This window comes from Sporosarcina sp. FSL K6-5500 (genome assembly GCF_038005665.1).
GTDB lineage: Bacteria > Bacillota > Bacilli > Bacillales_A > Planococcaceae > Sporosarcina > Sporosarcina psychrophila.
Map to the genome: position 1 here is coordinate 37,675 of NZ_JBBOTP010000001.1, position 22,826 is coordinate 60,500.

Genomic DNA, 22,826 nt, shown 5'->3' on the forward strand with positions numbered 1-22,826 from the left:
ATTGCTTATTTCTTTTATTATTTTTTAGCTCTGAATTCTGGAACTTCGATTTCACCGTCGGCAATTTGCTTAGTAAATTTTTCAACTTCGTCTAATACATCTTGTGGAATTGCTCCGTGCGAATCAGCAAGTGCAATACCGTTGTCAGCAAGACCGAAAGTTGTTACTTCACCGCCTGGGAATTCGCCTTTAGCAGCAAGATCCGCCGTGTTTTTAACTGCAATGTCAACACGTTTAAGCATTGAAGTCAATGTAATGTTATCGTCGCCTACTTTACCTTCATCGTACTGGTCAGAGTCAACGCCGATTACCCATACATATGCATCTGGATCTGCTTTTTTACGTTCTTTAGCTTCAGAGAATACACCATTACCAGAACCGCCGGCAGCGTGGAAAATAATATCTACGCCTGAAGAGTACATACGGTTTGCTGTTGCTTTACCAAGTTCAGCTTTTGCAAAGTCGCCTGTGTACTGTACATCCACTTTTATTTCAGGTTTCACTGCAGCAACACCTGCAATGAATCCAGCTTCAAAACGTTCGATAACGGGAATTTCCATACCGCCGACAAAACCGATTTTATCGGATTTCGTCATACGAGCAGCTGCAACACCCGCAAGGAATGCGCCTTCTTGCTCTTTGAACATAAGACTTGCTACGTTTGGAAGGTCAGAAACCTCGTCAACAAGTGCGAAATTGTTGTCAGGACGTTGTGTTGCAACTTCCTCGATTGACTCCTTCAAAAGGAAACCAATTCCATAGATTAGATCAAAATCACGTTGAACTAGTTTGTTTAAGTTTGGTAGGTATTCAGCGTCTTCTTTTGATTGTAAATAATCAAAACCGCCATCGCCTTTTGTATAGTTATTCTCTTTGCCGTATTCTTTAATTCCTGCCCAAGCAGATTGGTTGAACGATTTGTCGTCAACACCGCCTGTATCAGTTACCATTGCGATTGAAAAAGTATCTTCTTTCGAACCGTTTGTAGTACCTTCTTTGTCTTTCGCTTTATCCGTTCCGCATGCGCCAAGTAGTGTGCTTGCAGCTAGAACCATCGATAAAGCTAAACCAAATTTACGTTTGCCCATTGTTGGAACCCCCTTGTTTTCTTCATATTAGTAGGACGTATTAACGTCTTATACCCTTTTGCGTACTACGTGGAAGCTGAATTTATCAGCTCGAAAATAATTTTTCGAGTAGAGGACCATTTCGCCTTCCTCACTGTAATGATGTTGCCGGAGGACAAGGAGTGGAACGTCAATCCCACACCTCAGGATGGACGATGCTTCATCATCGTATCCAACAGGTTCAATGTGCGCCACAGCTTGAACAATACGGATTGTACCTGACTTTTCGATTGCGTCGAATAGGGAATTATTCAATAACTCGTCCGTTCCAGACGAAAGATTTTTTGAAAGAACCTTATCAATACAATAGACGACCGGGTCGCCGTCCGCAGTCCTTACTCTTTTAATTGTAACTAGACGCTCATCTTCACTACATCCGAACTTTGCGATACTTTCATCACATGGTATCGTCTCTAAAACGTCCATAAAAATCGTTCCTGGCTCCATCCCCGCATCACGAATCATAGAAGAAACACTGGTTAAGTTTTCAATGCCAGATGAAAACAATGGTTTTGGTTTAACGAATGTTCCAACACCATGTTTACGGACAATGACTTTATCCTCCTCTAATACACGAAGTGCTTCACGGAGTGTTGCACGGCTGACACCCAACGTACGAGCGAGTTCAAATTCCGAAGGGAACCGCTCATTCTCTTTGAATATTCCCGATTCAATGTCCTTTTTCAGACGTTCAATCACCTGGACATATAGATGCCTTTGGTCCGCCTTTACCATCATTACATCTCCCCCTCAAAGAGGTCAGACCTCTGATGTTAAACGTCACTACTAATCATCCATACTATATCACTTTCGTCATATAAAATAAACAATACTTCGAAAAATATTATCAATGTGTTCTTTTGATGTGCTCAAATATACCTATTCTGCCATTCTTTTCAGGATTAAATATCCGTTTCGTCCTTACTCATTAGCACTTGACGCGGTTTACTGCCTTCAGGTGGTCCTACAATACCCCGCATCTCCATCTGATCTACAATGCGTGCGGCTCTCGAATAGCCGACCCTGAAACGACGCTGCAATAAGGAGACGGAAGCTGTCTGCATGTCCGTCACAAGTTGAACTGCTTCATCGTAATAGTCATCCGTTTCTTCATGTGGTGCTACTTCTTCTATTTCTGTTGGAATCATTTCTTCTTGATATTGAGCTTTCTGCTGCTCAATAACAAAATCGACAACTGCCTCAACTTCTGCATCCGTCACGAACGCCCCTTGAATCCGGACCGGTTTTGCGACACCCGCCGGAAGGAACAGCATGTCCCCCCTACCAAGTAGTTTTTCCGCACCGCCGCCATCCAAAATTGTTCTTGAATCGATTGACGATGACACTGCAAATGCAATCCTAGATGGGATGTTCGCTTTTATGATGCCTGTTATAACGTCAACACTCGGTCGTTGTGTCGCGATGATCAAGTGAATCCCTGCAGCACGGGCCATTTGCGCGAGCCGTGTGATTGAATCTTCCACATCGCTGGATGCGACCATCATGAGGTCCGCGAGCTCATCCACAATAACGACGATGTACGGCATACGTGGATGCTTTTCCTCATTCTCTTCATTCCAGACTTCGATATGTTCATTGTATCCTTCAATATTTCTAGTTCCTGTGTGAGAAAACAATTCGTAACGTCTTTCCATTTCAGAAACAACTTTCTTCAGTGCTTGAGATGCTTTCCGTGGATCCGTGACGACCGGGGCAAGCAAGTGTGGAACACCGTTATAGACATTGAGCTCAACCATTTTAGGATCGATCATCATCATTTTCACTTCATGCGGTTTTGCACGCATTAAGATACTTACAATAATGCCGTTGATACATACACTTTTACCACTACCTGTTGAACCGGCAATCAGAACGTGCGGCATCTTATTCAATTCTGCCAGCATCGCCTGTCCTGTTACGTCACGCCCTAGTGAAATCATTAATTTTGAATCAGGACGATTATTCTCTTTTGCTTCAATGACTTCCCTCAGACTGACAACAGCAACCGAACTGTTTGGGACTTCGATACCGATTGCAGACTTCCCTGGAATCGGGGCTTCGATACGAATTCCACTTGCTGCTAGTGCAAGTGCTATGTCGTCAGCGAGGCTCACGATACGGCTTACTTTGACGCCCGTATCCGGTAACACTTCATACTTCGTGACAGCCGGTCCAAGATGCACCTCAGTAACCTTCGCTTTCACGCCAAAACTAAGGAAAGTTCGTTCAAGTTTTTGCGCATTCGCCTGAATCGAATTGTACTCTTCCGATTGATCGATAATGGGCGTTTGTTTCAGTAATGACGGTGGAGGCAAGATGTAAGATTCATTCTCCTCTTCTCCTGTGACACCTGTGTAAGCATTGACTTCTACGGCAACTTCCTGTTGTTCTAGTAGTTGCCCTTCTACAACTGCCGCCTGCTCGTCCTCAACAGGCTTATCTCTCCTTTCACTAAAGGCCGAAATGATTGGTTGTGATACAACCTCTTCGATTTCCGGTTGGTGCGGAGGTAGATTTTGCACAGCTTGTTCATCAGCTGTATTAGCTTTTCTCTTCGAGCGAGTCGTTCTTGATTCGCTCGAAGATTTTTTAACTGCTGATCCTTTTTTGGGAATTGAATCTTTCATCGATTTAAGTAGTTTCGGGAAATGTTCGGCTGCATATGGAACAAGCGCTTTGCCCGTTAAGAGAACAATACCGATTAAAAACAATAAAATACCTGCAACTGTTGCCCCAGCCGAGTCAAACAACGAGTAGAACATGGCAAATAGAATTGCCCCCGTCATTCCTCCCCCGAGCGCTCCACTCCTCGATGTGATGCCATCATTTGTGATAAGCACTTTCCATGTTTCTTTAAGCGCCGAATTCGACATAAGAACACGGCTTTCATACAGTTCCTTGAACAAATGGACATGACTAAACAGAACAAAACTTGCCAGGATGAATAAACATCCTCCTACAACACGGTTTCTCCAACCGCCTACCTTCTGTTTTATCATGAACATAAGTGCCTGAACAATGAGCAAGAGTGGGATCGCAACATGCCAGTTACCGAAAATAAATCTAGACAAAGAAGAGAGGCCTCTCCCAGCAATTCCAAATTCAAATATAATGATGATGGCAAGACCAATCATCACCAAGCCCATCACTTCATAGATCAACGGATGCAAATCGGATGACTTCTTTTTCTGCGCGGTTGATTTCTTTTTCTTCTTACTTGATTTTCTAGCCATGTATTTATGGTACCTCCTTTTCAAAAAAAGGGTTTCCCGCCGGTCAGACGGCAAGGAAACCCTTTGTAGCATTATTATCGATTCTATATACTCTGAAATAAAGATTTCCTTCTACCCGTTTCCGCGCTCAGGGATGCCTTGTAAGGCACCTTTGCTCAGTTTATACAGGTGTGAAAGTATTCATATGTTCAATAAATATAGTTGTTGTATTAGTATTCCATAATTATAGGAATAATCATTGGTCTTCTTTTCGTTTGCTGATACAGATACGAACTAAGTGTATCGCGTATCTCTTGTTTAATGTTTGTCCATTCGAACGTCTCTTTATTCACATACTTCTCAACAATTTTTCTGACAAGATTTGCAGACTCTTCAAGAAGCTCTTCGGATTCACGTACATAGACGAATCCACGAGAGACGATTTCCGGTCCTGCAGCGATGCGTTTCTGTTTACGGTTTAGTGTGACAACAACTGTAAAGATCCCATCCTGTGAAAGTAGTTTACGATCACGGAGTACGATATTTCCAACGTCCCCTACCCCAATTCCGTCAATCAGAATATTACCTGCTTGAACTCGTCCACTCATGCGCATTTTATTGTTTTTATATTCGACAATGTCGCCTTTATCTGCAATAAATATTTGTGATTTCTGAAGTCCTGTCTCCTGTGCAAGTTTGGAATGCGCAATAAGCATCCGATACTCGCCTTGGATTGGAACGAAATAGCTAGGTTGCATTAAGTTCAGCATCAATTTCAAATCTTCCGAACTACCATGCCCTGAAACGTGGACATTCTTACTTGAAGTAAGAACATTTGCACCAGCTTTTGCAAGATCATTCATTGTCTGGAACATCGAAACTTCCATCCCAGGAGATGGTGTAAACGTAATAAGAACTGTATCTGTTTCTTTGATACGTAAGTCTCTATGCTGTTTACGTACAATTTTCTCAAGCGCATCAAGCGGCTCGCCTTGGTTACCTGTCACGATAATAACAACTCTATCATCATCATACTTCTCGATTTCTTTGACTGGGATGACAATGTCATCTTCAATCGTTAAATAACCGAGTTTCATGCCGACTTCGAAGTAACTTTCTAGACTCTTCCCAACGACTGCCACCTTTTTACCTGTTTCCAATGCCGTATCGAATACTTGCTGAATACGGATAAAATTCGACGCATAAAGCGCGACAAGAATTCTACCTTCTGCTCCGTGGAACGTTTTAGATAGACTTTTTTCAATAACCGACTCAGATGTCGTATAACCGGGACGCTCTGCTTCGGAAGAATCCGACATTAGGATGAAGACACCTTCTTCACCAAGTGCCGCCATTTTCGCAATGTCGGGACGGTACTTCCCTTTAGCAGACTGATCGAATTTGAATTCTCCAGTATGGACAATTGCCCCTTCACTTGTATGGAATACGATTCCGAGTGAATCTGGTATGCTGTGTGTCGTATGGAAGAATGTTACGTACGTACCTTTAAAATTCATTCGGCTTTTGTTCGTCACTTCAAAAAACTTAACGTTCGAGGGTGCCGGCATTTCTTTCAAATGTTCTTTCGCCAATGCGATTGTCAATTTAGAACCATAGACAGGTGCTTGTACTTTTTGCAGAAGATAGGAAATCGAGCCGATTGCATCTTCGTGACCGTGCGTCAGGAAAATCCCTTTTACGCGGTCTTTGTTTTCTTCAATATAACTTATATCTGGAATGACGATGTCAATTCCAAGCATTTCTCCTTCAGGGAACATAAGCCCCGCGTCAACGATGAACAGTTCGTCATCAACTTCGACCACGTACATTGCTTTCCCGATTTCTCCAACTCCACCGAGTGGAATGATTCTAATTAGTTCATTTTTTGTTTTTGTCACTTTGTTTCCTCCTATTAATAATTCCCGTCCATAACGACTATATTTCATTATACGGGACTGAAGCTATCTGTACAAACAAAAAAAGCCGGTAATTGATACCGGCTCCGATTAATTGAAAATATGAAGGTTTTTTCTATAGTTTTTCCAGACGTTATCAAAGGGTTCATCATTGCCTTCGAGCGCGACCAACGGCAATCTAACTCCCCCAGTTTCAACACCCAGTTTTTCTAGCGCGTATTTCACCATCACTGGGTTGGGAGCAGTAAAAATCGCACGGAATAAAGGTAGCAACGCTCTATGCATCGCCCCAGCTTGTTCTGTTCGCCCATCTTTGAATGCAGCAATCATCTGCTGCATTTCATTGCCTGCAACGTGAGAAGCGACCGACACGATACCTTTTCCACCTATCGCCAAGGTCGGTAATGCCAATGAGTCGTCCCCGCTATAAACTGAAAATCCCTCATCCGTCCCTGAAATAATGTCCACCATCTGCTCCAGGTTTCCACTCGCTTCTTTTACTGCTCGGATATTTGTTATTTTCGATAAAGCGATGAGCGTTTCAGGAAGCATGTTGACAGCTGAGCGCCCCGGAATATTATACAACATCACTGGTAGGCTAGTTTCACCTGCGACATGCGCGAAGTGGGCGTACATTCCTTTTTGATCAGGTTTGTTGTAGTAAGGTGCAACGAGCATAATACCGTCAGCCCCAACCCGTTCCGCCATCCGTGTAAGCTTGACGGTTTCCTTTGTAGAAAACGTACCAGTCCCCGCGATGACTGGTATGCGCTTGTTTACTTCTTTTATCGTGAACGTAAAAAGTGCTTCCTTCTCTTCTACGGAAAGCGTAGGAGATTCACCAGTCGTACCACATACGACCAATGAATCACTCCCATTCGCAATCAGGTGTTCAATCAGTTTGGCAGTTTTGTCGTAGTCAATGTCTCCCGTTGATGAAAAAGGGGTGACCATTGCAGTCGATACGCGTCCAAGCTCCATTGTTATCAGCCCTTTACTTTGTTTTATTAGTTAAGCAGAGTTTCTGCGATTTGCACCGAATTAAGTGCCGCCCCTTTTAGGAGATTGTCCGATACAATCCACAGATGGAATCCAGCCGGGTGTTCTGGGTCTTTTCTTATACGGCCCACAAACACTTCGTCTTTTCCTTCTGCAAATAATGGCATCGGATACAATTGTTTAGATGGATCGTCTTGGACGACGACGCCTGGTGCATTTTCAAGTAGAGCGTGAAGTTCTTCTACAGAAACTCCCTCTTTACCAATTTCAATATAAACCGACTCAGAATGCCCTGTTACGACAGGTAGACGTACACATGTCGCTGACACGGACAATTTCTGATCACCAAATATTTTTTTGGTTTCATTCATCATTTTGAGCTCTTCAAGTGTATATCCTGAAGCATCGAAGGCATCAATTTGAGGAATCGCATTGAATGCGATTGGATAATGCCGTTCTGCTGAAGCAGATGGTAAAATAGCTGCTTCTATTTTCGAGCGGTTTTCAAACTGCAAACTTTGACTTTCCAACTCTTCAATTGCTTCAGAACCGGCACCTGATACTGCCTGATACGTTGAAACAATAATTCGATCCAATCCAAACTTCTCACGAATCGGTTGCAGCGCAGTCACCATTTGAATCGTCGAACAGTTTGGGTTGGCAATGATTCCTGTATGTCCGCTTAAAGCTCCCGCGTTCACTTCAGGAACAACTAACGGAATGTCTTCTATCATCCGGAATGCGCTCGTATTATCAATGACGACCGCTCCTCTTTTTACTGCTTCATGTGCAAACTTTTCTGAAATAGATCCGCCCGCACTGAAAAATGCGATGTCAATGCCTTCGAATGATTCTGGAACCGTTTCTTCAACAATATATTTATGGCCACCTGCCGTAATTTCTGCACCTGCAGATCGCTTAGAGGCTAGCAGCTTAATTGATTGGACTGGAAAATTACGTTCAAGTAATTTTTCAAGAATTTTTGTACCCACAGCTCCCGTAGCACCGACTATTGCAACATTAACCTTTTTCATCTCTATCTCCCTTTCAGCTTATACGGATGCATAAATAATCAGGACATGCATTTTTTATACTGTTTTCCAAATTGCTACAAAAAACAGCATGATTAACATAAATACTTCTGTCCCTTACATCGTTAGCAGTTCATTGGAGGAATTATATCATATATCCGATTATTCTGCTCTGTATTTTTATTTTTTGTCATGAATAATTAATAACGGTTGAAGTTGTCTTTTTTCAAGAGCTGCAGCTGTAGCAGGTACCATAAGCGTGAAATCGGAGATAAGTGAATTTGGTTTTTTTACTGGATCATCTTGCCCAAAAGGGATGAAAAACACATTTTTCATATTGAGTAGCTTCATGAGGTTCATTGCGTTTAAGCCAAGTGCATCGTTTGTTGAAATACCTATAAGTACTGGACTTTCATTCCGTAACGTAGCTTTTGCAGCCATTAAGACAGGTGAATCTGTTGCCGCGTTAGCAAATCTGCTCATGGAATTCCCAGTCATCGGTGCGATAACCATACAATCGACAGGAGTTTTCGGTCCGAATGGTTCAGCTCCTACAATTGTAGAGATAACTTTTTCACCCGTTGCGGCTTCAATTCGTGCAATCCATTCTTCCCCAGTTCCGAAACGCGTTGCGGCTGTCAAAACAGAGTGAGTGATAACGGGCACAACGGTTGCTCCCGCGTCTTTTAGCGAATCAATGACTGGTATAATTTCCTCATACGTACAATGTGACGCCGTAATCCCAAGGCCTATCCTCTTTCCCTTTAGCATCGTGTTCCCCTTTCATCTTCTATACATTCTCTCGAGCGCATCCGCCAAAGCGATTGCTGCATCTACAGGAAAGTGTTTTCCCGGTAATCCGAGGAGTACTGTATAGTATTCAGATGAAAGTTGCGCCTTTAGGCAGCCCGGGGCTGACGCAAGGTCATAAATGTGCAGTCTGGGGTTCTCAGTAGCCACAAGCCATTTTGCGGGAATCGTGTTAATCAGCATTCCCTCTTTCATTGCCCAATCGTCCGTTAACTGCTCCGTCTTATATCCGTGATAACAAGCTTCACCAATCTGAGCTTCAGACCTAGCAACGACAGTCACAACAGCCCCTAAAGATGCCAATGCATGTGCTGTCGCCTTACCAACCTTGCCGAAGCCCGCCACGGAGAAAGGAGTCCCTGAAATGCACCGTTTTGTGCGCGCATAGTATTCATGGATGAATCCCTCGGCAGTCAGCTTCGCATTTTGCCAGATGAATTGCTCTTCTTTTAGATAGCAATGGAGTGACAATCCTGCCTCTCTTAGAGGCTTCAGCCATGGTTCCGAGGCGACTCCTGTATAGAGTTCCGTTCCCTCTTCTAGCAATAAAGGAGGAATTTCGTTTTTCATTTGTAAAATCGGGAAAACAATTTGCCTTGGCGAATAGTTCGCAATCACTTCACCAAGTTCATCCGAATAATGATCGGTTCCAATGTGTTGAGTGGCAAATCCTCTTTCAAACATGATGTCGCTGCAAGCCGCCAATCTGCTGTCCGTCCCTATGAAGAGCCAGTTATTATCTTTCATCGCTAGCCAACTCATCCATACTATGCGTTTTTCCGAATAGAATACGATGTTCTCCAATCAAGACAATTTCGTGCCAAGGTATGAATTCATCCGAAGGTTCTTGACGGTTCTTGAATGAAAACCGACCGAACTTCTTCTTTATTTCAAATCCGATAATATCCCCTGTTCTCCCGTTAAAAATAAGGTCGGTATCCGCCAAATAACCATAGCGGACCCCGTCCTCAACTTGAATAAGCTCCTTCTGAGCAAGTTCTGAAAGTAGCATCGTCATTCCCCTTTCCTTCGTCTCCATCCATCATATGAGATGAGCACGGGAAAACTGACTAACGCTAGCAATCAACTATTAAATTCTTTTAGAACATCCTTTGGGGCGATGATGGATGTTGCCCGTTGCCCACTAAAGATGTCGTTTGCCATTCTATAAACCTGATTTAATTCGATATTATCGATAAGAGCTACAACTTCATCGACTGATTTATGCTCCTCTAAAATGAGTTCATTTTTACCGTTGCGGTGCATCCTTGCTTCTGAACTTTCAAGACCTAGCAGGAACCCGCCTTTTAACTGCTCTTTCGCATTATGCAATTCGTTTTCTGTAACGCCTGCCGTCAATATCGATTGAATTACTTCATCAATCGTATCGGACAATTCCCTGAGATTATCTGGGGAAGTTCCACCGTATATCATGAATGCACCCGTCGTTTTATACGCGGAGAAATAGGAATGAATTGAGTATGCCAAACCACGTTCTTCACGTACTTCCTGAAATAGTCGCGAGGACATCGAGCCGCCTATTATGCTATCTAACACAATCAACTCTGGAATTCGCTTATCGTCTACAGTAAGCCCTGTAAAGCCAAGACAGATATGGGCTTGTTCAATATCTTTTTCTTTCAGCGTAATACCGCCGTGGAATTCAGGTAACGCTACTGGTGTCGCCCGTTCAATCTTCTCGTCCTTTTTGAATGAACCGAATTGAACTTCAATCAGCTGTATTAATCGATTGTCATAGTTGCCAGCTACTGAAATAACAACTTGATCAGGCGTATACGTGCGACCCATGAAGTCATCTATCATTTTGCGGTTGAACGTATTGATTGTCGATTCATCACCGAGAACTGGTTTACCAATCGGTTGTTCGGGAAACATAACGCTCCATAACCGTTCGTCTACATCATCATCCGGTGCATCTTCGACTGCTGCAATTTCATCAAGGACAATCGACTTTTCTTTCTCAATTTCTGCTTCATCAAACGTCGAATTGAAAAACATATCCGTTAAGATGGATAGCGCGCGAGGTGCCTGGTGTCCGAGTACCGTCGTGTAATAACAAGTCATCTCTTTCGATGTGAAGGCGTTTACGTCTCCCCCAATCCGGTCAAATTCCTCTGCTATCGTGCGCGCACTTCGTGATGGCGTTCCTTTAAAGAGCATATGTTCAATAAAATGAGCGATTCCCGCTTCTGATTCCTTCTCGTCTCCTGAACCTGCACCTACCCATATCCCTAGTGCTACCGAGCGTACATGCGGCATTTTTTCATGGACGATTCTGACGCCATTTCGGCATACATGTGTTTCTATCATTCTTGGAATCCCCCTTTTAAACTCTATTCTATTTTTATAGTATATTTGATGGATGAAGAAAAGCGCAAGCGGACCGAGTTAGAGAACTCAGCTTAAGTTCGCCACAAGAGGAAGGCAGTCTAAAGTCGCCGCGTCCTGCGACAATAAGGAGGGATGCAGTTCAATCCCTCCCGATTGACTTATGACCCGAGCGTGTGGTCGCTAGAGACTGGACAATGAAGAAAAAGCCCCTCATCTTCACTTGAAGAGGGGCTTTCCATTCTAGTGCTGTATGTCGATTCAGCTATTCGCTTTTTCAGCTGCTTCTTTTTCTTCAAGAATGACAATTTTTCTAGACAGGTTAACGCGTCCTTGGTTATCAACTTCAGTTACTTTCACGAACATTTCATCGCCCATTTTCAAGACATCTTCAACCACTTTGGTCCGCTCTTCTGCAATTTCAGAAACGTGGAGCAATCCGTCTTTACCTGGGAATAGTTCAAGGAAGGCACCGAATTTCTCAATGCGTTTCACTTTCGCCATATAGTATTCGCCAACTTTTGCTTCGCGAACGATATTCTCAATCATCGCTTTCGCTTTGGTATTCATTTCATTGTTTGGAGAAGAGATATAAATCGTACCATCTTGTTCAGTATCGATTTTAACATTCGTCTCTTCGATGATCTTGTTGATGACTTTTCCGCCTGGCCCAATTACGTCACGAATCTTGTCTGGATTGATTTTGATAACGATAATTTTCGGAGCATATTCTGAAAGCTCTTCACGCGGTCCTGAAATTGCTGTGATCATATGGTTTAAAATTTTCAAGCGACCTACTTTTGCTTGTGTCAATGCTTCTTCCAAGATTTCACGTGAAAGACCATCGATTTTAATATCCATTTGAAGCGCAGTGATTCCTTTGTCAGTTCCTGCTACTTTGAAGTCCATATCGCCAAGATGATCTTCCATCCCTTGAATATCGGAAAGAACAGAGTAGTTGTCCCCTTTTTTCACAAGACCCATTGCGATACCCGCAACTGGAGCTTTAAGTGGAACACCCGCATCTAACATAGCCATTGTTGAAGCACAGATCGATGCTTGTGAAGATGAACCGTTTGACTCGAGTACTTCAGCTACTAGACGAATTGTGTACGGGAAATCAGTATCATTCGGGATAACCGCTGAAAGTGCGCGTTCCCCAAGTGCACCGTGCCCAATTTCACGACGTCCTGGTCCACGGATTGGACCCGTTTCACCAACACTGAAGTTCGGGAAGTTATAATGGTGCATGAAACGTTTTGTTTCTTCAAGACCAAGACCATCGATGATTTGTACTTCACCAAGGGCTCCAAGTGTACAAACACTAAGCGCTTGCGTTTGTCCGCGAGTAAAGAGACCTGAACCGTGCGTACGTGGCAAGATGCCTACTTCAGATGCAAGTGGACGAATTTCGTCAAGGCCACGGCCATCAGGACGGATTTTTTCATCCGTAATAAGGCGACGTACTTCTTCTTTAACCATATAATCCAAAACGCCTTTTACTTGTTTCATCGTCGCATCGTCCGCTTCGTTTTCTTTGTAGCGTTCGATTACTTCGTTTTTCACTGCATTGATAGCATCTTCACGCGCATGCTTCTCAACAGTTTGGATTGCATTAACAAGATCGGTTTCACAGCTATTTTTAATATCGGACATAATTGTTTCATCCAATGTAAATAGTGCAACTTCCGTTTTCGCTTTGCCGACTTCAGCAATGATTTTTTCTTGGAATTCAATCAGTTTAATGATTTCACCGTGTCCGAACATAATTGCTTCAAGAATGATATCTTCCGCAACTTCTTGTGCGCCTGCTTCAACCATGTTGATCGCATCTTTCGTACCAGCGACAACAAGGTCAAGTTCACTCTTCTCCAATTGTGCCGGTGTTGGGTTAACGATGAATTTCCCGTCGATTAATCCAATTTGAATACCAGCGATTGGTCCTTCGAAAGGAATGTCAGAAATCGACAATGCAAGTGAAGAACCGAGCATTGCTGCCATTTCAGATGAACAATCTTGATCAACTGACATAACAAGTGAAATAACTTGTACATCATTGCGGAACCCGTCTGCGAATAAAGGACGGATTGGACGGTCGATTAGTCGGCTCGTTAAGACCGCTTTTTCTGATGGACGTCCTTCACGTTTAATGAAGCCACCTGGAATTTTCCCAACAGCATACATGCGTTCTTCATAATTCACTGTAAGAGGGAAGAAATCTAATCCTCGTGAATTTTTAGAAGATGTTGCAGTTGAAAGTACTGTTGTTTCCCCGTAGCGTACAAGTACTGCTCCGTTAGCCTGTTTAGCAAGTTGTCCCGTTTCAATTGTCAACGGTCGTCCTGCCCAATCTAGTGTATAAACTTTTTTCTCGGTCATAATTGAACCCCTCTCCATATCCCAGCCTCGACTGTATACGTGTATGTACTTAGTAGTAGTGTAAGTGATAGCGCTCAGTGAACACAAGTTTTTATCATCATTAACCGTCATCATGGCACATTTGTACAGTATACCACTTTATTGTGGTTTCTAGTATAGAATGGGCGAAATTAGTGGTGTTATGGACTTTTTTGTAGGAAATGAAACACGGAAGTAAAGGACATAAAGAATTCCTGCAATCTGCCTCGCCGCCAGTCTTAGGGCGGGAGACTGCCACCTACTAATACAACGCCACTGCGAATGCATAAGCATGTCGTAGTGCTTTATGTTCAAAGTAAAGGCATTGACATGGTTTTTTACGAGTAAGTTCATGGCAGGCATAATAAGGCTAATGCCGGTCATAATCGAAGCCATGGCGAGCATAACAGGCCTCATGCCGGTCATAACCGCGCCCATGGCGAGCATAATAGGGCCCATGCCGGTCATAACAAGTTAAACGCAATTAAAAATACGCACAAAAAAAAGCGGGCACGAGGCCCACTTTCGATAGTCATCTTATTAACGGCGAAGGCCGAGTTTAGCAATAAGATCACGGTAACGCTGAACTTCATTGTCTCGTAAGTATCTCAAAAGTCTTTTACGAGTTCCGATCATTTTGTAAAGACCACGACGTGAGTGGTTGTCTTTCTTATGAAGACGGAAATGTTCTGTCAGGTTATTGATCTCTTCTGTAAGGACAGCGATTTGTACATCTGCTGATCCAGTATCAGTATCATGAATTTTGTATTCACTGATCAATTCATTTTTACGTTCTTGTGTGATAGCCATCTTCTTCACCTCCATATAGTAAGATATCCCCGGTTCCCGAGCAAGCGTTGGTGATTCGCGATGCCAAGGAATGGTTTGTGCACATTGGCACGTATTTATAGTACCACGCCTATTTTGGAAATGCAACAATCATCCGCGTGCTGCTAGAATCTCTTGTGCGCTTTTTTTGTCTTTGGCGATCTGTTCGACAAGCAGATCAATGGAACCGAATTTTTGCTCAGGACGGATATGTCCCACCCAGTCTACAAATGCTTCTTTACCATAGAGATCTCCGGTAAAATCGAGTACATGCACTTCTACGACGGCCTGTCTATCACTTGGATCATGGAACGTCGGTTTAACGCCAACATTACACACACCTTCATATGTTTGTTCATCCACAGTAAAACGCACTGCATAGACGCCATTTGCAGGCAACACTGTACTTTTCTCTGGCATAACGTTGGCAGTGGGGAATCCGAGCAGCCTTCCTCTTTTCTCGCCGTCAACGACTATACCCACTGTCCGGAAAGGTCTGCCAAGAAGCAATTCTGTCTCTTCAACATTACCTTTAGACAAAAGCTCACGAATCCGTGTTGAGGAAATCTTTTGCTCATTATCTGTTACTTTTTCAATAACAGTTGTACCGAATGCCCCGTCTGACAAAGCAGCCATCTGCTCCATGGTGCCCGCGCCCTTCGAACCGAATGTAAAATCAAACCCTGCAGTAACATGCAAAACATGTAGTTCCTTCAAGAAAATATCGACGAATTGCTTAGGCGAAAGCGAAGCAAGTGCCCAGTCAAACGTTACGATGAACAAAGCATCGATCCCCATTGCACTAAGTAGTCTAGCTTTTTCCTTATACTGCGTAATATAACCTACCTTATTTTCACCATCACCAAATAGATGAGAGGGATGCGGATCGAATGTCATAACAGCCGAGCGGATACCTAGTTCTTCGGCCTTTCTTTTCGCTTCGTTGATCACTGTCTGATGACCTCTATGCAAGCCGTCAAAGAAACCAATCGCAAGGGAGTAATTCACATCATAGTCAATCGTAATTGTTTCTGGATAATGCAATTTGTAGATGTCCATTAGTATCGCCCCTTACCTGTTCAATGGAAACATCTTTTCAGGCTTCATAAGACCAAGCTTGGTAGGATGCTTCCTGTATACTGCAAGTGCCTTGCCTTCATTCATAAACACGAGTGCCTCTTCCGTGTCCAGCAGTGGATGCTCCGGCAACACTTGTCCATTTTCTACTTTCTCCAGAAGCTCCTCAGGGATTTCAATCGCAGTAAAATCACTTAGTGCATCTTCAAGCGGACGAAGTATCGAGGCTATTTGCCCTTCTTCTTGAAGAGCCCTCACTTCATCCAATGTACGGCAATCGTCCTGCACGTACGTTCCTGACGATGTACGGACTAATGCGGCCATATGCGCCGGGAAACCCAGTAGCTCCCCTATTTGGACTGCAAGCGTGCGGATGTACGTTCCTTTGCCGCAAGCAACTCGGATGCGGAATGAAACTGTTTCACCTTCATACCATTGTACAGGATCCAACAATTCGATTTCACGAATGAACACTTTCCGTTCAGGCCTTTCAACTTCAATGCCTTTTCGAGCATATTCATATAACTTTTTACCATTCACTTTTACAGCAGAATACATCGGTGGAATTTGGACGATTTCGCCTGTCAATTTGGCGAGCGCTGCTTCAATCTCCGTTCGTGTAATATGTTTTGGTGATAAATCCGAAGCTACGACTGCTCCATCCGCATCTTCCGTTTCAGTTGCAGTCCCAATGGATACAACCGCAATATATTCTTTGCCAGAATCTGTTATATATTCAGCGACCTTTGTTGCCTGTCCTAGACAAATCGGCAATACGCCCTCTACGCTTGGATCAAGTGTACCGGTATGTCCCACTTTTTTCGTACCGAGAATCTTCCGCAACTTGAATACACAATCATGCGAAGTCATTCCTTTTTCCTTCCACAGGGGAAGTATTCCATTCATACTCGCCACCACCTTCACAATTCTTACTATATGTAAAAAGGAGGAAGCCGGAAAGTCCTTGTGGACACCGACTTCCTCCTTTTTGTTCTGGCTAGACTCCGGGTACCAGATGCTAGGGTCATAAAGCATCTTAGCGACACCCTACTCTTTTTCCACTGGCTAGACTCCGGGTACCAGATGCTAGGGTCATAAATCAGTCCAGCTCTGCGGATAGTACCCCGCGACGCTGGCCCGCTTTATGCCCGTCGCATCTTAGCGGCACCCTACTCTTTTTCTACTTCATTGTCTTCGTTTTTCACCTGTTTAAGAAGTGATTCGATTCGAGTTCCGTATGCAACGGAAGTATCGTATTCGAACTTAAGTTCGGGTGTTATCCGAAGCCTGATTCGCTGGCCGATTTCAGTACGAATATATCCTTTCGCCTGATTCAGCCCTCTTAGTGTATCCTTTTTTTCCGAATCTTTTCCAAGAACAGAAATGTAAATCGTTGCATGTTGAAGATCACCAGTCACCTCGACATCAGTTACTGTTACAAAACCGATTCGTGGATCTTTAATTTTTTGACCGATGATTTCACCAAGCTCTTTTTTCATCTGCTCTGCAACACGATTAGCACGCATTGTCATGGATGGTCACCCCAATCCCGTTTTAATAATAGTCGAGCGTTAAGTTGGACAATTCCCATTCTGGATTTGACTCCAATAGTCGGATTGCCCGCCTCACCTCACGCTCAGCTGCATCTTTTGATGAGGCAACAGCAACAAGAGCGATTGTTGTTCGTTGCCACAGATCCTGATGATCTAGTTCTGAGATGGAGACATTATAGTCATTTTTGACTCTGTCCGTCATCCGTTTTAAAACAGACCGCTTCTCTTTCAATGAAGCCGCCTCCGGAATGAAGAATGAACATTCCGCATAGACAATCATACTCGTTTAATTTCTTCCATGATGAAGGCTTCGATAACGTCGTCTACATGTATATCGTCAAAGTTTTTGATTGTAATTCCACATTCATAGCCTTTTGCTACTTCTTTTGCATCGTCTTTAAAGCGTTTCAATGTATCTATTTCGCCTTCGAAGATGACGATGTTGTCGCGAACGATACGAACGCTTGAATCACGAGTAATCTTACCGCTCGTCACATAGCTTCCCGCAATCGTTCCGATTTTAGACACTTTAATTGTTTCGCGTACTTCAACTTGGCCGATAACTTTTTCTTCGTATTCAGGGTCAAGCATACCCTTCATTGCCAATTCGATTTCTTCAATCACTTTATAGATGACACGGTGTTGTCTGATTTCAACGCCTTCTTCTTCAGCCGCGCGTTTCGCGTTGACATCTGGACGAACGTTGAATCCAATAACGATAGCATTTGATGCAGCAGCAAGTGAAATATCAGATTCATTAATCGCGCCAGCACCTGTGTGGATGATTTTAACGTTGACGCCTTCAACTTCAATTTTCATAAGTGAAGATGCCATCGCTTCAACCGTACCTTGTACGTCTGCTTTTACGATTAAGTTCAATTCTTTGATTTCGCCTTGTTTCATATGATCAAACAAGTTATCAAGTGTTACACGTGTTTTCTCAACGCGTTGATCTTGCAGCGCTTCACCAGCTCTAGTTTCCCCGATTTGGCGTGCTGTTTTCTCGTCTTCAAAGACAACAAAACGATCTCCAGCTTGAGGTACATCGCTTAACCCTGTAATTTCAATCGGTGTAGATGGGCCAGCTTCTTTCACGCGGCGTCCAATGTCACTTACCATCGCACGTACACGACCGTATGTGTTACCAACTACGATTGGATCACCTACACGAAGCGTTCCGTCTTGTACAAGAAGCGTTGCAACAGCACCGCGACCTTTATCAAGAGAAGCTTCAATAACACTTCCGCGTGCGCGGATGTTTGGATCAGCTTTTAGTTCAGCGACTTCGGCAACAAGAAGAACCATTTCAATCAACTGGTCAATTCCTTCGCCTTTTAATGCTGAGATTGGTACGAAAATTGCATCTCCGCCCCATGCTTCAGCAACAAGTCCTTGGTCTGTTAATTCTTGCATAACACGGTCTGGATTTGCAGAAGGCTTATCCATCTTATTCACTGCAACGATAATCGGAACTTCAGCCGCTTTCGCATGGTTGATTGCTTCGATTGTTTGTGGCATAACACCATCATCCGCTGCTACAACAAGAATCGTAATATCAGTCACTTTCGCACCGCGTGCACGCATCGTTGTGAACGCCGCGTGACCTGGTGTATCAAGGAATGTTATTTTCTTGCCCTTTTCTTCGATTTGGTAGGCACCAATATGCTGTGTGATACCGCCCGCTTCGCCTTGTGTAACTTTCGTATTACGAATCGAGTCTAGAAGTGTCGTTTTACCGTGGTCAACATGCCCCATGATTGTAACGACTGGAGGACGTTCAATTGAAGCAATAGCTGTTTCTTCATGCTCCTCAAAGTACGTTTCAAGATCAGTTACATCGATACGAATTTCTTCTTCTACTTCAACTTCATAATCTGCGCAGATGAGTTCAATCGCATCTTTGTCCAATTCTTGGTTGATTGTAGCCATGATACCAAGCATGAAGAGTTTTTTGATGATTCCAGACGGTTCCCGGCCTAGTTTGTTCGCTAGTTCAGCAACTGACAGTGATTCGTAGAAAGTGATTTTTTCCGGTAACGGTTTTTCCACTTTTGGAATCGGGTTCGCTGGACGATATCTTCTACGCCCTTGGTTTATACCACGTGCTGGTGGACGTCCACCGCGACCGCCACCTGGACGACTTGGACCTCCGCCACCTGGGCGTCCGCCTTGTCCACTTGGTGCGCCTTGTGCTGGACGGTTGCCACCTGTTGAACCTTGCGCTGGGCGATTGCTACCCGTTGAGCTTTGCGCTGGACGGTTGCCACCTGTTGAACCTTGCGCTGGGCGATTGCTACCCGTTGAGCTTTGCGCTGGACGGTTGCCGCCTGTTGAACTTTGTGCTGGACGGTTGCCACCTGTTGAGCTTTGTGATGGGCGATTGCCGCCTGTTGAACTTTGTGCTGGACGGTTGCCACCTGTTGAGCTTTGTGATGGGCGATTGCCACCTGTTGAGCTTTGTGATGGACGGTTGCCACCTGTTGAACTTTGTGCTGGACGGTTGCCACCTGTTGAGCTTTGTGATGGACGGTTGCCACCTGTTGAGCTTTGTGATGGACGGTTGCCGCCTGTTGAGCTTTGTGATGGGCGATTGCCGCCTGTTGATCCTTGTGATGGGCGATTGCCGCCTGTTGAGCCTTGCGCTGGGCGATTGCCGCCTGTCGAACCTTGTGATGGTTTTGGAGCCATTTTTTGTTCAGCACCCTTCGTTTCTACTTTTGGCGCACTTGGTTTAGTGACATTGCCACTGAATTTACTATTCAGCTTTGTAATCGAATCATTATCTAATGTCGACATATGATTTGTAACACTTACATTTATCTTTCCAAGCTCATCAATAACTTCTTTACTCGTCCGATTCACTTGTTTCGCGTATTCGTGTACTCGTATTTTCGTCATTAGTCCACCCCCGGTTATATTCGTTGAGTAGCCCGGACACCTTTTTAGCAAAACCGCTGTCCGTTAGCGCAAGCACCACTCGCGACTCTTTTCCAACTGCATGTCCAAGCTCTTCTCGAGTCCCGAAAACATGCTTCTCAACGTTGTAAAATGCACTTTTATCAGTTAATTTCTTCAATGTATTTTTAGATGCGTCTTCTGAAATAATTACAAGACGCGCTTTGCCGGCACGAATTTCCCGAACAACCAAATCTTCACCCATTATAAGCATTCTTGCCCGCGCCGCCATGCCAAGCATTTGATAAATCTTTTTCGGATCTGTCATTTTAATGCCTCCCGGCGGATCGCGTGGAGAAGATCCTCAAATACCTGTTCAGGTACGGCCGTTCCAAGTTGACTTTCAATCGATCTGTTACGGCGCGCGGATTCAACTGCTTCTTCGGATTTTGACACATATGTCCCGCGGCCTGATTTCTTGCCAGTGAGATCGACTGAAACTTCCCCTTCTTTCGGGCGGACGATGCGAATCATTTCCTTTTTGGGAAACATATTGCCTGTCGCCGCACATTTACGCAAAGGAATTTTTTTCATGTTTGTCATGTGTGCTCAACCTTTCCTCTCAGTCTTCGTTTTCCGTATCCGTATACAGATCGATTGTTTCAGTTCCAACGTCTTCTGTTACTTCATCTTCAACGAAGTACGGGTCGCTTTCGTTCGCGTCCCCATCCAACTGGACTTGTTCTATGATTAACGCACTAGTGGCTGACGGATAAATCCCAAGTTCGCGTGCATCCGTTTCGCTCTTAATGTCGATTTTCCAACCAGTCATCTTGGCAGCAAGTCTAGCGTTTTGACCACGTTTCCCGATAGCAAGTGACAATTGATAGTCAGGTACAACAACCGTTGTCGATCGATCTTCTTCATTTACCTGAACGTCAATTACTTTTGAAGGACTCAGTGCATTTGCTACGAATATAGCTGGATCCTCTGACCATTCGACGATATCGATTTTCTCGCCATTTAGTTCATTTGAAATCGATTGAACCCGTGCACCTCTTGCGCCTACACATGAACCAACCGGATCTACTGCATCATTATTCGTATGAACTGAAATTTTAGAACGATCTCCCGCTTCTCGTGCAATCGATTTGATTTCAACGATACCTTCAAAGATTTCAGGAACCTCAACTTCAAACAGTCTGCGAAGAAGTCCTGGATGTGTTCTTGATACGAACACTTGCGGACCACGTGATGTACGTTCAACTTTTGTAATATAGACTTTGATACGATCATGTGGTTGATACTTTTCTGTCGGGATCTGTTCCCCTACTGGTAAAACAGCTTCGACTTTCCCAAGACCAACATACAAATTTCGTGCGTCAAGGCGTTCAACAATACCGTTGACGATATCATCTTCCCTATCGACGTACTCTTCATAGATGATGCCACGTTCCGCTTCCCTCACACGCTGCGTAACAACTTGCTTCGCAGTTTGTGCTGCAACACGACCAAAGTCGCGTGGCGTCACTTCTTCTTCAACAACATCTTCAAGTTCATAAGATGGGTTGATTTTATGTGCATCTTCAAGACTGATTTGTAGACGCTCATCTTCGACTTCTTCGACAACGTCTTTTCTTGAATAAACTTTCATTGTTCCTTTATCAAGGTTCAAGTCAACGCGCACATTTTGTGCCTGATTAAAATTGCGTTTATATGCGGTTACAAGTGCCGCTTCGATTGCTTCCACTAATACGTCCCTAGAAATACCTTTTTGCTTTTCTAAGGCTGTCAATGCATCGAGTAGATCACTACTCATGTTAATCACTCCTACTATTCAATTATGCGGAAAAGTCGATTGCCAAACGGGCAAGTGCGATTTTATCCAGTTCGATTACAACTTTTATTTTTCTAGTCTTAATGCGCATTTCAACTTCAGCGCCTTCAGGACCATATGCCAATAAATAACCTTCGAACTCTTTCATATCTTTAATGGCTTCGTACGTTTTAATGAATACGAACTGTCCAATCGCTTTTTGAAAATCTTCTTCCTTCTTCAACGGACGCTCTGCGCCTGGTGAAGACACTTCAAGAAAGTAGTTTTGCGGAATTGGATCAGTACGGTCAAGCTCTTCACTCAACTTTTCACTAACTTGAGAGCACTGATCAATATCGATGCTTCCGTTAGGTGTATCAATATAGACCCGTAAAAACCAGTCTCTTCCTTCTTTAACGAACTCTACATCGACAAGTTCCAATTCTAGTTCCTCTATAATTGGACCGGCGATTTTTGCGACTTCTTCCGTAATATTACTCATCTTAGCCCTCCCGAAATATTAATCAAATACGCCTCGGCGTATTTGCGCCAAGATTAGGTAGATTTAATTCACTACAAAATCTGTGGCATCCGCCGGAGGCTCTAACTTTATTTGATGAAAGCCTGAACTTCTACCAAATAAAATTAAAAAACAGTACAGAACAACAGAAAAGAGCGGGAAATCCCACTCTTTTTGCGCAAGACTATTACAAAAGTTGTTCCCATCATACCATACGATATTTGCTGGTGCAAACAAACCGAACAAGAAGAGTTCGGTTTGTTTGCATAATTCCAGCTTCCTTTGCGGGGATTATA

At 43.8% G+C, this 22,826-nt stretch carries 21 protein-coding genes; all 21 read right to left on the reverse strand.

Annotation, left to right across the window (positions count from 1 at the left end):
- Positions 1-17: 17 nt before the first annotated feature.
- The 21 genes from MKX62_RS00180 to rimP all read right to left on the reverse strand — a co-directional run bounded on the left by MKX62_RS00180 (position 18) and on the right by rimP (position 22,512).
- Positions 18-1,088 carry a BMP family lipoprotein gene (locus MKX62_RS00180; protein ID WP_340740383.1) on the reverse strand — a complete coding sequence of 357 codons (1,071 nt, stop codon included), beginning with the start codon at positions 1,086-1,088 and terminating at the stop codon, positions 18-20.
- A gap of 48 nt (positions 1,089-1,136) precedes the next feature.
- Positions 1,137-1,865 (reverse strand): GntR family transcriptional regulator, encoded by a 729-nt coding sequence (locus MKX62_RS00185; RefSeq protein ID WP_067211112.1) that lies wholly within the window; start codon positions 1,863-1,865, stop codon positions 1,137-1,139.
- Positions 1,866-2,029: 164 nt separating this feature from the next.
- Complete coding sequence (locus MKX62_RS00190; protein ID WP_340740384.1) at positions 2,030-4,360, reverse strand: FtsK/SpoIIIE family DNA translocase; 2,331 nt, start codon at positions 4,358-4,360, stop codon at positions 2,030-2,032.
- Between the two features lie 209 nt (positions 4,361-4,569).
- On the reverse strand, positions 4,570-6,237 hold the full coding sequence (locus MKX62_RS00195) for a ribonuclease J (protein WP_067211116.1): 1,668 nt from the start codon (positions 6,235-6,237) through the stop codon (positions 4,570-4,572).
- Positions 6,238-6,345: 108 nt separating this feature from the next.
- Entirely contained in the window at positions 6,346-7,236 is an 891-nt protein-coding gene (gene dapA / locus MKX62_RS00200) for a 4-hydroxy-tetrahydrodipicolinate synthase (protein ID WP_187045367.1), read from the reverse strand.
- 26 nt (positions 7,237-7,262) lie between these two features.
- Entirely contained in the window at positions 7,263-8,288 is a 1,026-nt protein-coding gene (locus MKX62_RS00205; protein WP_067211122.1) for an aspartate-semialdehyde dehydrogenase, read from the reverse strand.
- Positions 8,289-8,465: 177 nt separating this feature from the next.
- On the reverse strand, positions 8,466-9,056 hold the full coding sequence (locus tag MKX62_RS00210) for a dipicolinate synthase subunit B (RefSeq protein WP_067211124.1): 591 nt from the start codon (positions 9,054-9,056) through the stop codon (positions 8,466-8,468).
- 12 nt (positions 9,057-9,068) lie between these two features.
- Positions 9,069-9,842 carry a dipicolinate synthase gene (locus tag MKX62_RS00215; RefSeq protein WP_340740385.1) on the reverse strand — a complete coding sequence of 258 codons (774 nt, stop codon included), beginning with the start codon at positions 9,840-9,842 and terminating at the stop codon, positions 9,069-9,071.
- On the reverse strand, positions 9,832-10,107 hold the full coding sequence (locus tag MKX62_RS00220; RefSeq protein ID WP_067211130.1) for a YlmC/YmxH family sporulation protein: 276 nt from the start codon (positions 10,105-10,107) through the stop codon (positions 9,832-9,834). The genes MKX62_RS00215 and MKX62_RS00220 overlap by 11 nt, the downstream gene beginning before the upstream one ends.
- A gap of 71 nt (positions 10,108-10,178) precedes the next feature.
- Positions 10,179-11,426, reverse strand: coding sequence for a M16 family metallopeptidase (locus tag MKX62_RS00225; RefSeq protein ID WP_340740386.1), 1,248 nt, complete (start codon positions 11,424-11,426; stop codon positions 10,179-10,181).
- Positions 11,427-11,705: 279 nt separating this feature from the next.
- Positions 11,706-13,823 carry a polyribonucleotide nucleotidyltransferase gene (gene pnp, locus MKX62_RS00230; RefSeq protein ID WP_067211135.1) on the reverse strand — a complete coding sequence of 706 codons (2,118 nt, stop codon included), beginning with the start codon at positions 13,821-13,823 and terminating at the stop codon, positions 11,706-11,708.
- 558 nt (positions 13,824-14,381) lie between these two features.
- Complete coding sequence (rpsO, locus tag MKX62_RS00235) at positions 14,382-14,651, reverse strand: 30S ribosomal protein S15 (protein ID WP_067211137.1); 270 nt, start codon at positions 14,649-14,651, stop codon at positions 14,382-14,384.
- Positions 14,652-14,780: 129 nt separating this feature from the next.
- A complete protein-coding gene (locus tag MKX62_RS00240; protein ID WP_340740387.1) occupies positions 14,781-15,728 on the reverse strand; it encodes a bifunctional riboflavin kinase/FAD synthetase in 948 nt (315 codons plus the stop codon).
- A gap of 12 nt (positions 15,729-15,740) precedes the next feature.
- On the reverse strand, positions 15,741-16,652 hold the full coding sequence (gene truB, locus MKX62_RS00245) for a tRNA pseudouridine(55) synthase TruB (protein ID WP_340740388.1): 912 nt from the start codon (positions 16,650-16,652) through the stop codon (positions 15,741-15,743).
- Between the two features lie 263 nt (positions 16,653-16,915).
- Complete coding sequence (gene rbfA / locus MKX62_RS00250; RefSeq protein WP_067211145.1) at positions 16,916-17,278, reverse strand: 30S ribosome-binding factor RbfA; 363 nt, start codon at positions 17,276-17,278, stop codon at positions 16,916-16,918.
- Positions 17,279-17,300: 22 nt separating this feature from the next.
- Entirely contained in the window at positions 17,301-17,579 is a 279-nt protein-coding gene (locus MKX62_RS00255) for a DUF503 domain-containing protein (protein WP_067211147.1), read from the reverse strand.
- Complete coding sequence (infB, locus tag MKX62_RS00260) at positions 17,576-20,197, reverse strand: translation initiation factor IF-2 (RefSeq protein WP_340740389.1); 2,622 nt, start codon at positions 20,195-20,197, stop codon at positions 17,576-17,578. Before infB ends, MKX62_RS00255 begins: the two co-directional genes overlap by 4 nt.
- Positions 20,145-20,522 carry a YlxQ family RNA-binding protein gene (locus MKX62_RS00265; RefSeq protein WP_067211153.1) on the reverse strand — a complete coding sequence of 126 codons (378 nt, stop codon included), beginning with the start codon at positions 20,520-20,522 and terminating at the stop codon, positions 20,145-20,147. Before MKX62_RS00265 ends, infB begins: the two co-directional genes overlap by 53 nt.
- A complete protein-coding gene (rnpM, locus tag MKX62_RS00270) occupies positions 20,519-20,797 on the reverse strand; it encodes an RNase P modulator RnpM (protein WP_067211155.1) in 279 nt (92 codons plus the stop codon). Before rnpM ends, MKX62_RS00265 begins: the two co-directional genes overlap by 4 nt.
- Positions 20,798-20,816: 19 nt before the next feature.
- A complete protein-coding gene (gene nusA / locus MKX62_RS00275; protein WP_187045374.1) occupies positions 20,817-22,013 on the reverse strand; it encodes a transcription termination factor NusA in 1,197 nt (398 codons plus the stop codon).
- 22 nt (positions 22,014-22,035) lie between these two features.
- Positions 22,036-22,512 carry a ribosome maturation factor RimP gene (gene rimP, locus MKX62_RS00280; RefSeq protein WP_340740390.1) on the reverse strand — a complete coding sequence of 159 codons (477 nt, stop codon included), beginning with the start codon at positions 22,510-22,512 and terminating at the stop codon, positions 22,036-22,038.
- Between the last annotated feature and the right edge of the window lie 314 nt (positions 22,513-22,826).

What these genes read in the sequence shown, in the direction of transcription:
- MKX62_RS00180 (WP_340740383.1), bottom strand. Translation starts at nt 1,088, where the DNA reads ATGGGCAAACGTAAATTTGGTTTAGCTTTATCGATGGTTCTAGCTGCA.
- MKX62_RS00185 (WP_067211112.1), bottom strand. Translation starts at nt 1,865, where the DNA reads ATGATGGTAAAGGCGGACCAAAGGCATCTATATGTCCAGGTGATTGAA.
- MKX62_RS00190 (WP_340740384.1), bottom strand. Translation starts at nt 4,360, where the DNA reads ATGGCTAGAAAATCAAGTAAGAAGAAAAAGAAATCAACCGCGCAGAAA.
- dapA (WP_187045367.1), bottom strand. Translation starts at nt 7,236, where the DNA reads ATGGAGCTTGGACGCGTATCGACTGCAATGGTCACCCCTTTTTCATCA.
- MKX62_RS00205 (WP_067211122.1), bottom strand. Translation starts at nt 8,288, where the DNA reads ATGAAAAAGGTTAATGTTGCAATAGTCGGTGCTACGGGAGCTGTGGGT.
- MKX62_RS00210 (WP_067211124.1), bottom strand. Translation starts at nt 9,056, where the DNA reads ATGCTAAAGGGAAAGAGGATAGGCCTTGGGATTACGGCGTCACATTGT.
- MKX62_RS00215 (WP_340740385.1), bottom strand. Translation starts at nt 9,842, where the DNA reads ATGAAAGATAATAACTGGCTCTTCATAGGGACGGACAGCAGATTGGCG.
- MKX62_RS00220 (WP_067211130.1), bottom strand. Translation starts at nt 10,107, where the DNA reads ATGCTACTTTCAGAACTTGCTCAGAAGGAGCTTATTCAAGTTGAGGAC.
- MKX62_RS00225 (WP_340740386.1), bottom strand. Translation starts at nt 11,426, where the DNA reads ATGATAGAAACACATGTATGCCGAAATGGCGTCAGAATCGTCCATGAA.
- pnp (WP_067211135.1), bottom strand. Translation starts at nt 13,823, where the DNA reads ATGACCGAGAAAAAAGTTTATACACTAGATTGGGCAGGACGACCGTTG.
- rpsO (WP_067211137.1), bottom strand. Translation starts at nt 14,651, where the DNA reads ATGGCTATCACACAAGAACGTAAAAATGAATTGATCAGTGAATACAAA.
- MKX62_RS00240 (WP_340740387.1), bottom strand. Translation starts at nt 15,728, where the DNA reads ATGGACATCTACAAATTGCATTATCCAGAAACAATTACGATTGACTAT.
- truB (WP_340740388.1), bottom strand. Translation starts at nt 16,652, where the DNA reads ATGAATGGAATACTTCCCCTGTGGAAGGAAAAAGGAATGACTTCGCAT.
- rbfA (WP_067211145.1), bottom strand. Translation starts at nt 17,278, where the DNA reads ATGACAATGCGTGCTAATCGTGTTGCAGAGCAGATGAAAAAAGAGCTT.
- MKX62_RS00255 (WP_067211147.1), bottom strand. Translation starts at nt 17,579, where the DNA reads ATGATTGTCTATGCGGAATGTTCATTCTTCATTCCGGAGGCGGCTTCA.
- infB (WP_340740389.1), bottom strand. Translation starts at nt 20,197, where the DNA reads ATGACGAAAATACGAGTACACGAATACGCGAAACAAGTGAATCGGACG.
- MKX62_RS00265 (WP_067211153.1), bottom strand. Translation starts at nt 20,522, where the DNA reads ATGACAGATCCGAAAAAGATTTATCAAATGCTTGGCATGGCGGCGCGG.
- rnpM (WP_067211155.1), bottom strand. Translation starts at nt 20,797, where the DNA reads ATGACAAACATGAAAAAAATTCCTTTGCGTAAATGTGCGGCGACAGGC.
- nusA (WP_187045374.1), bottom strand. Translation starts at nt 22,013, where the DNA reads ATGAGTAGTGATCTACTCGATGCATTGACAGCCTTAGAAAAGCAAAAA.
- rimP (WP_340740390.1), bottom strand. Translation starts at nt 22,512, where the DNA reads ATGAGTAATATTACGGAAGAAGTCGCAAAAATCGCCGGTCCAATTATA.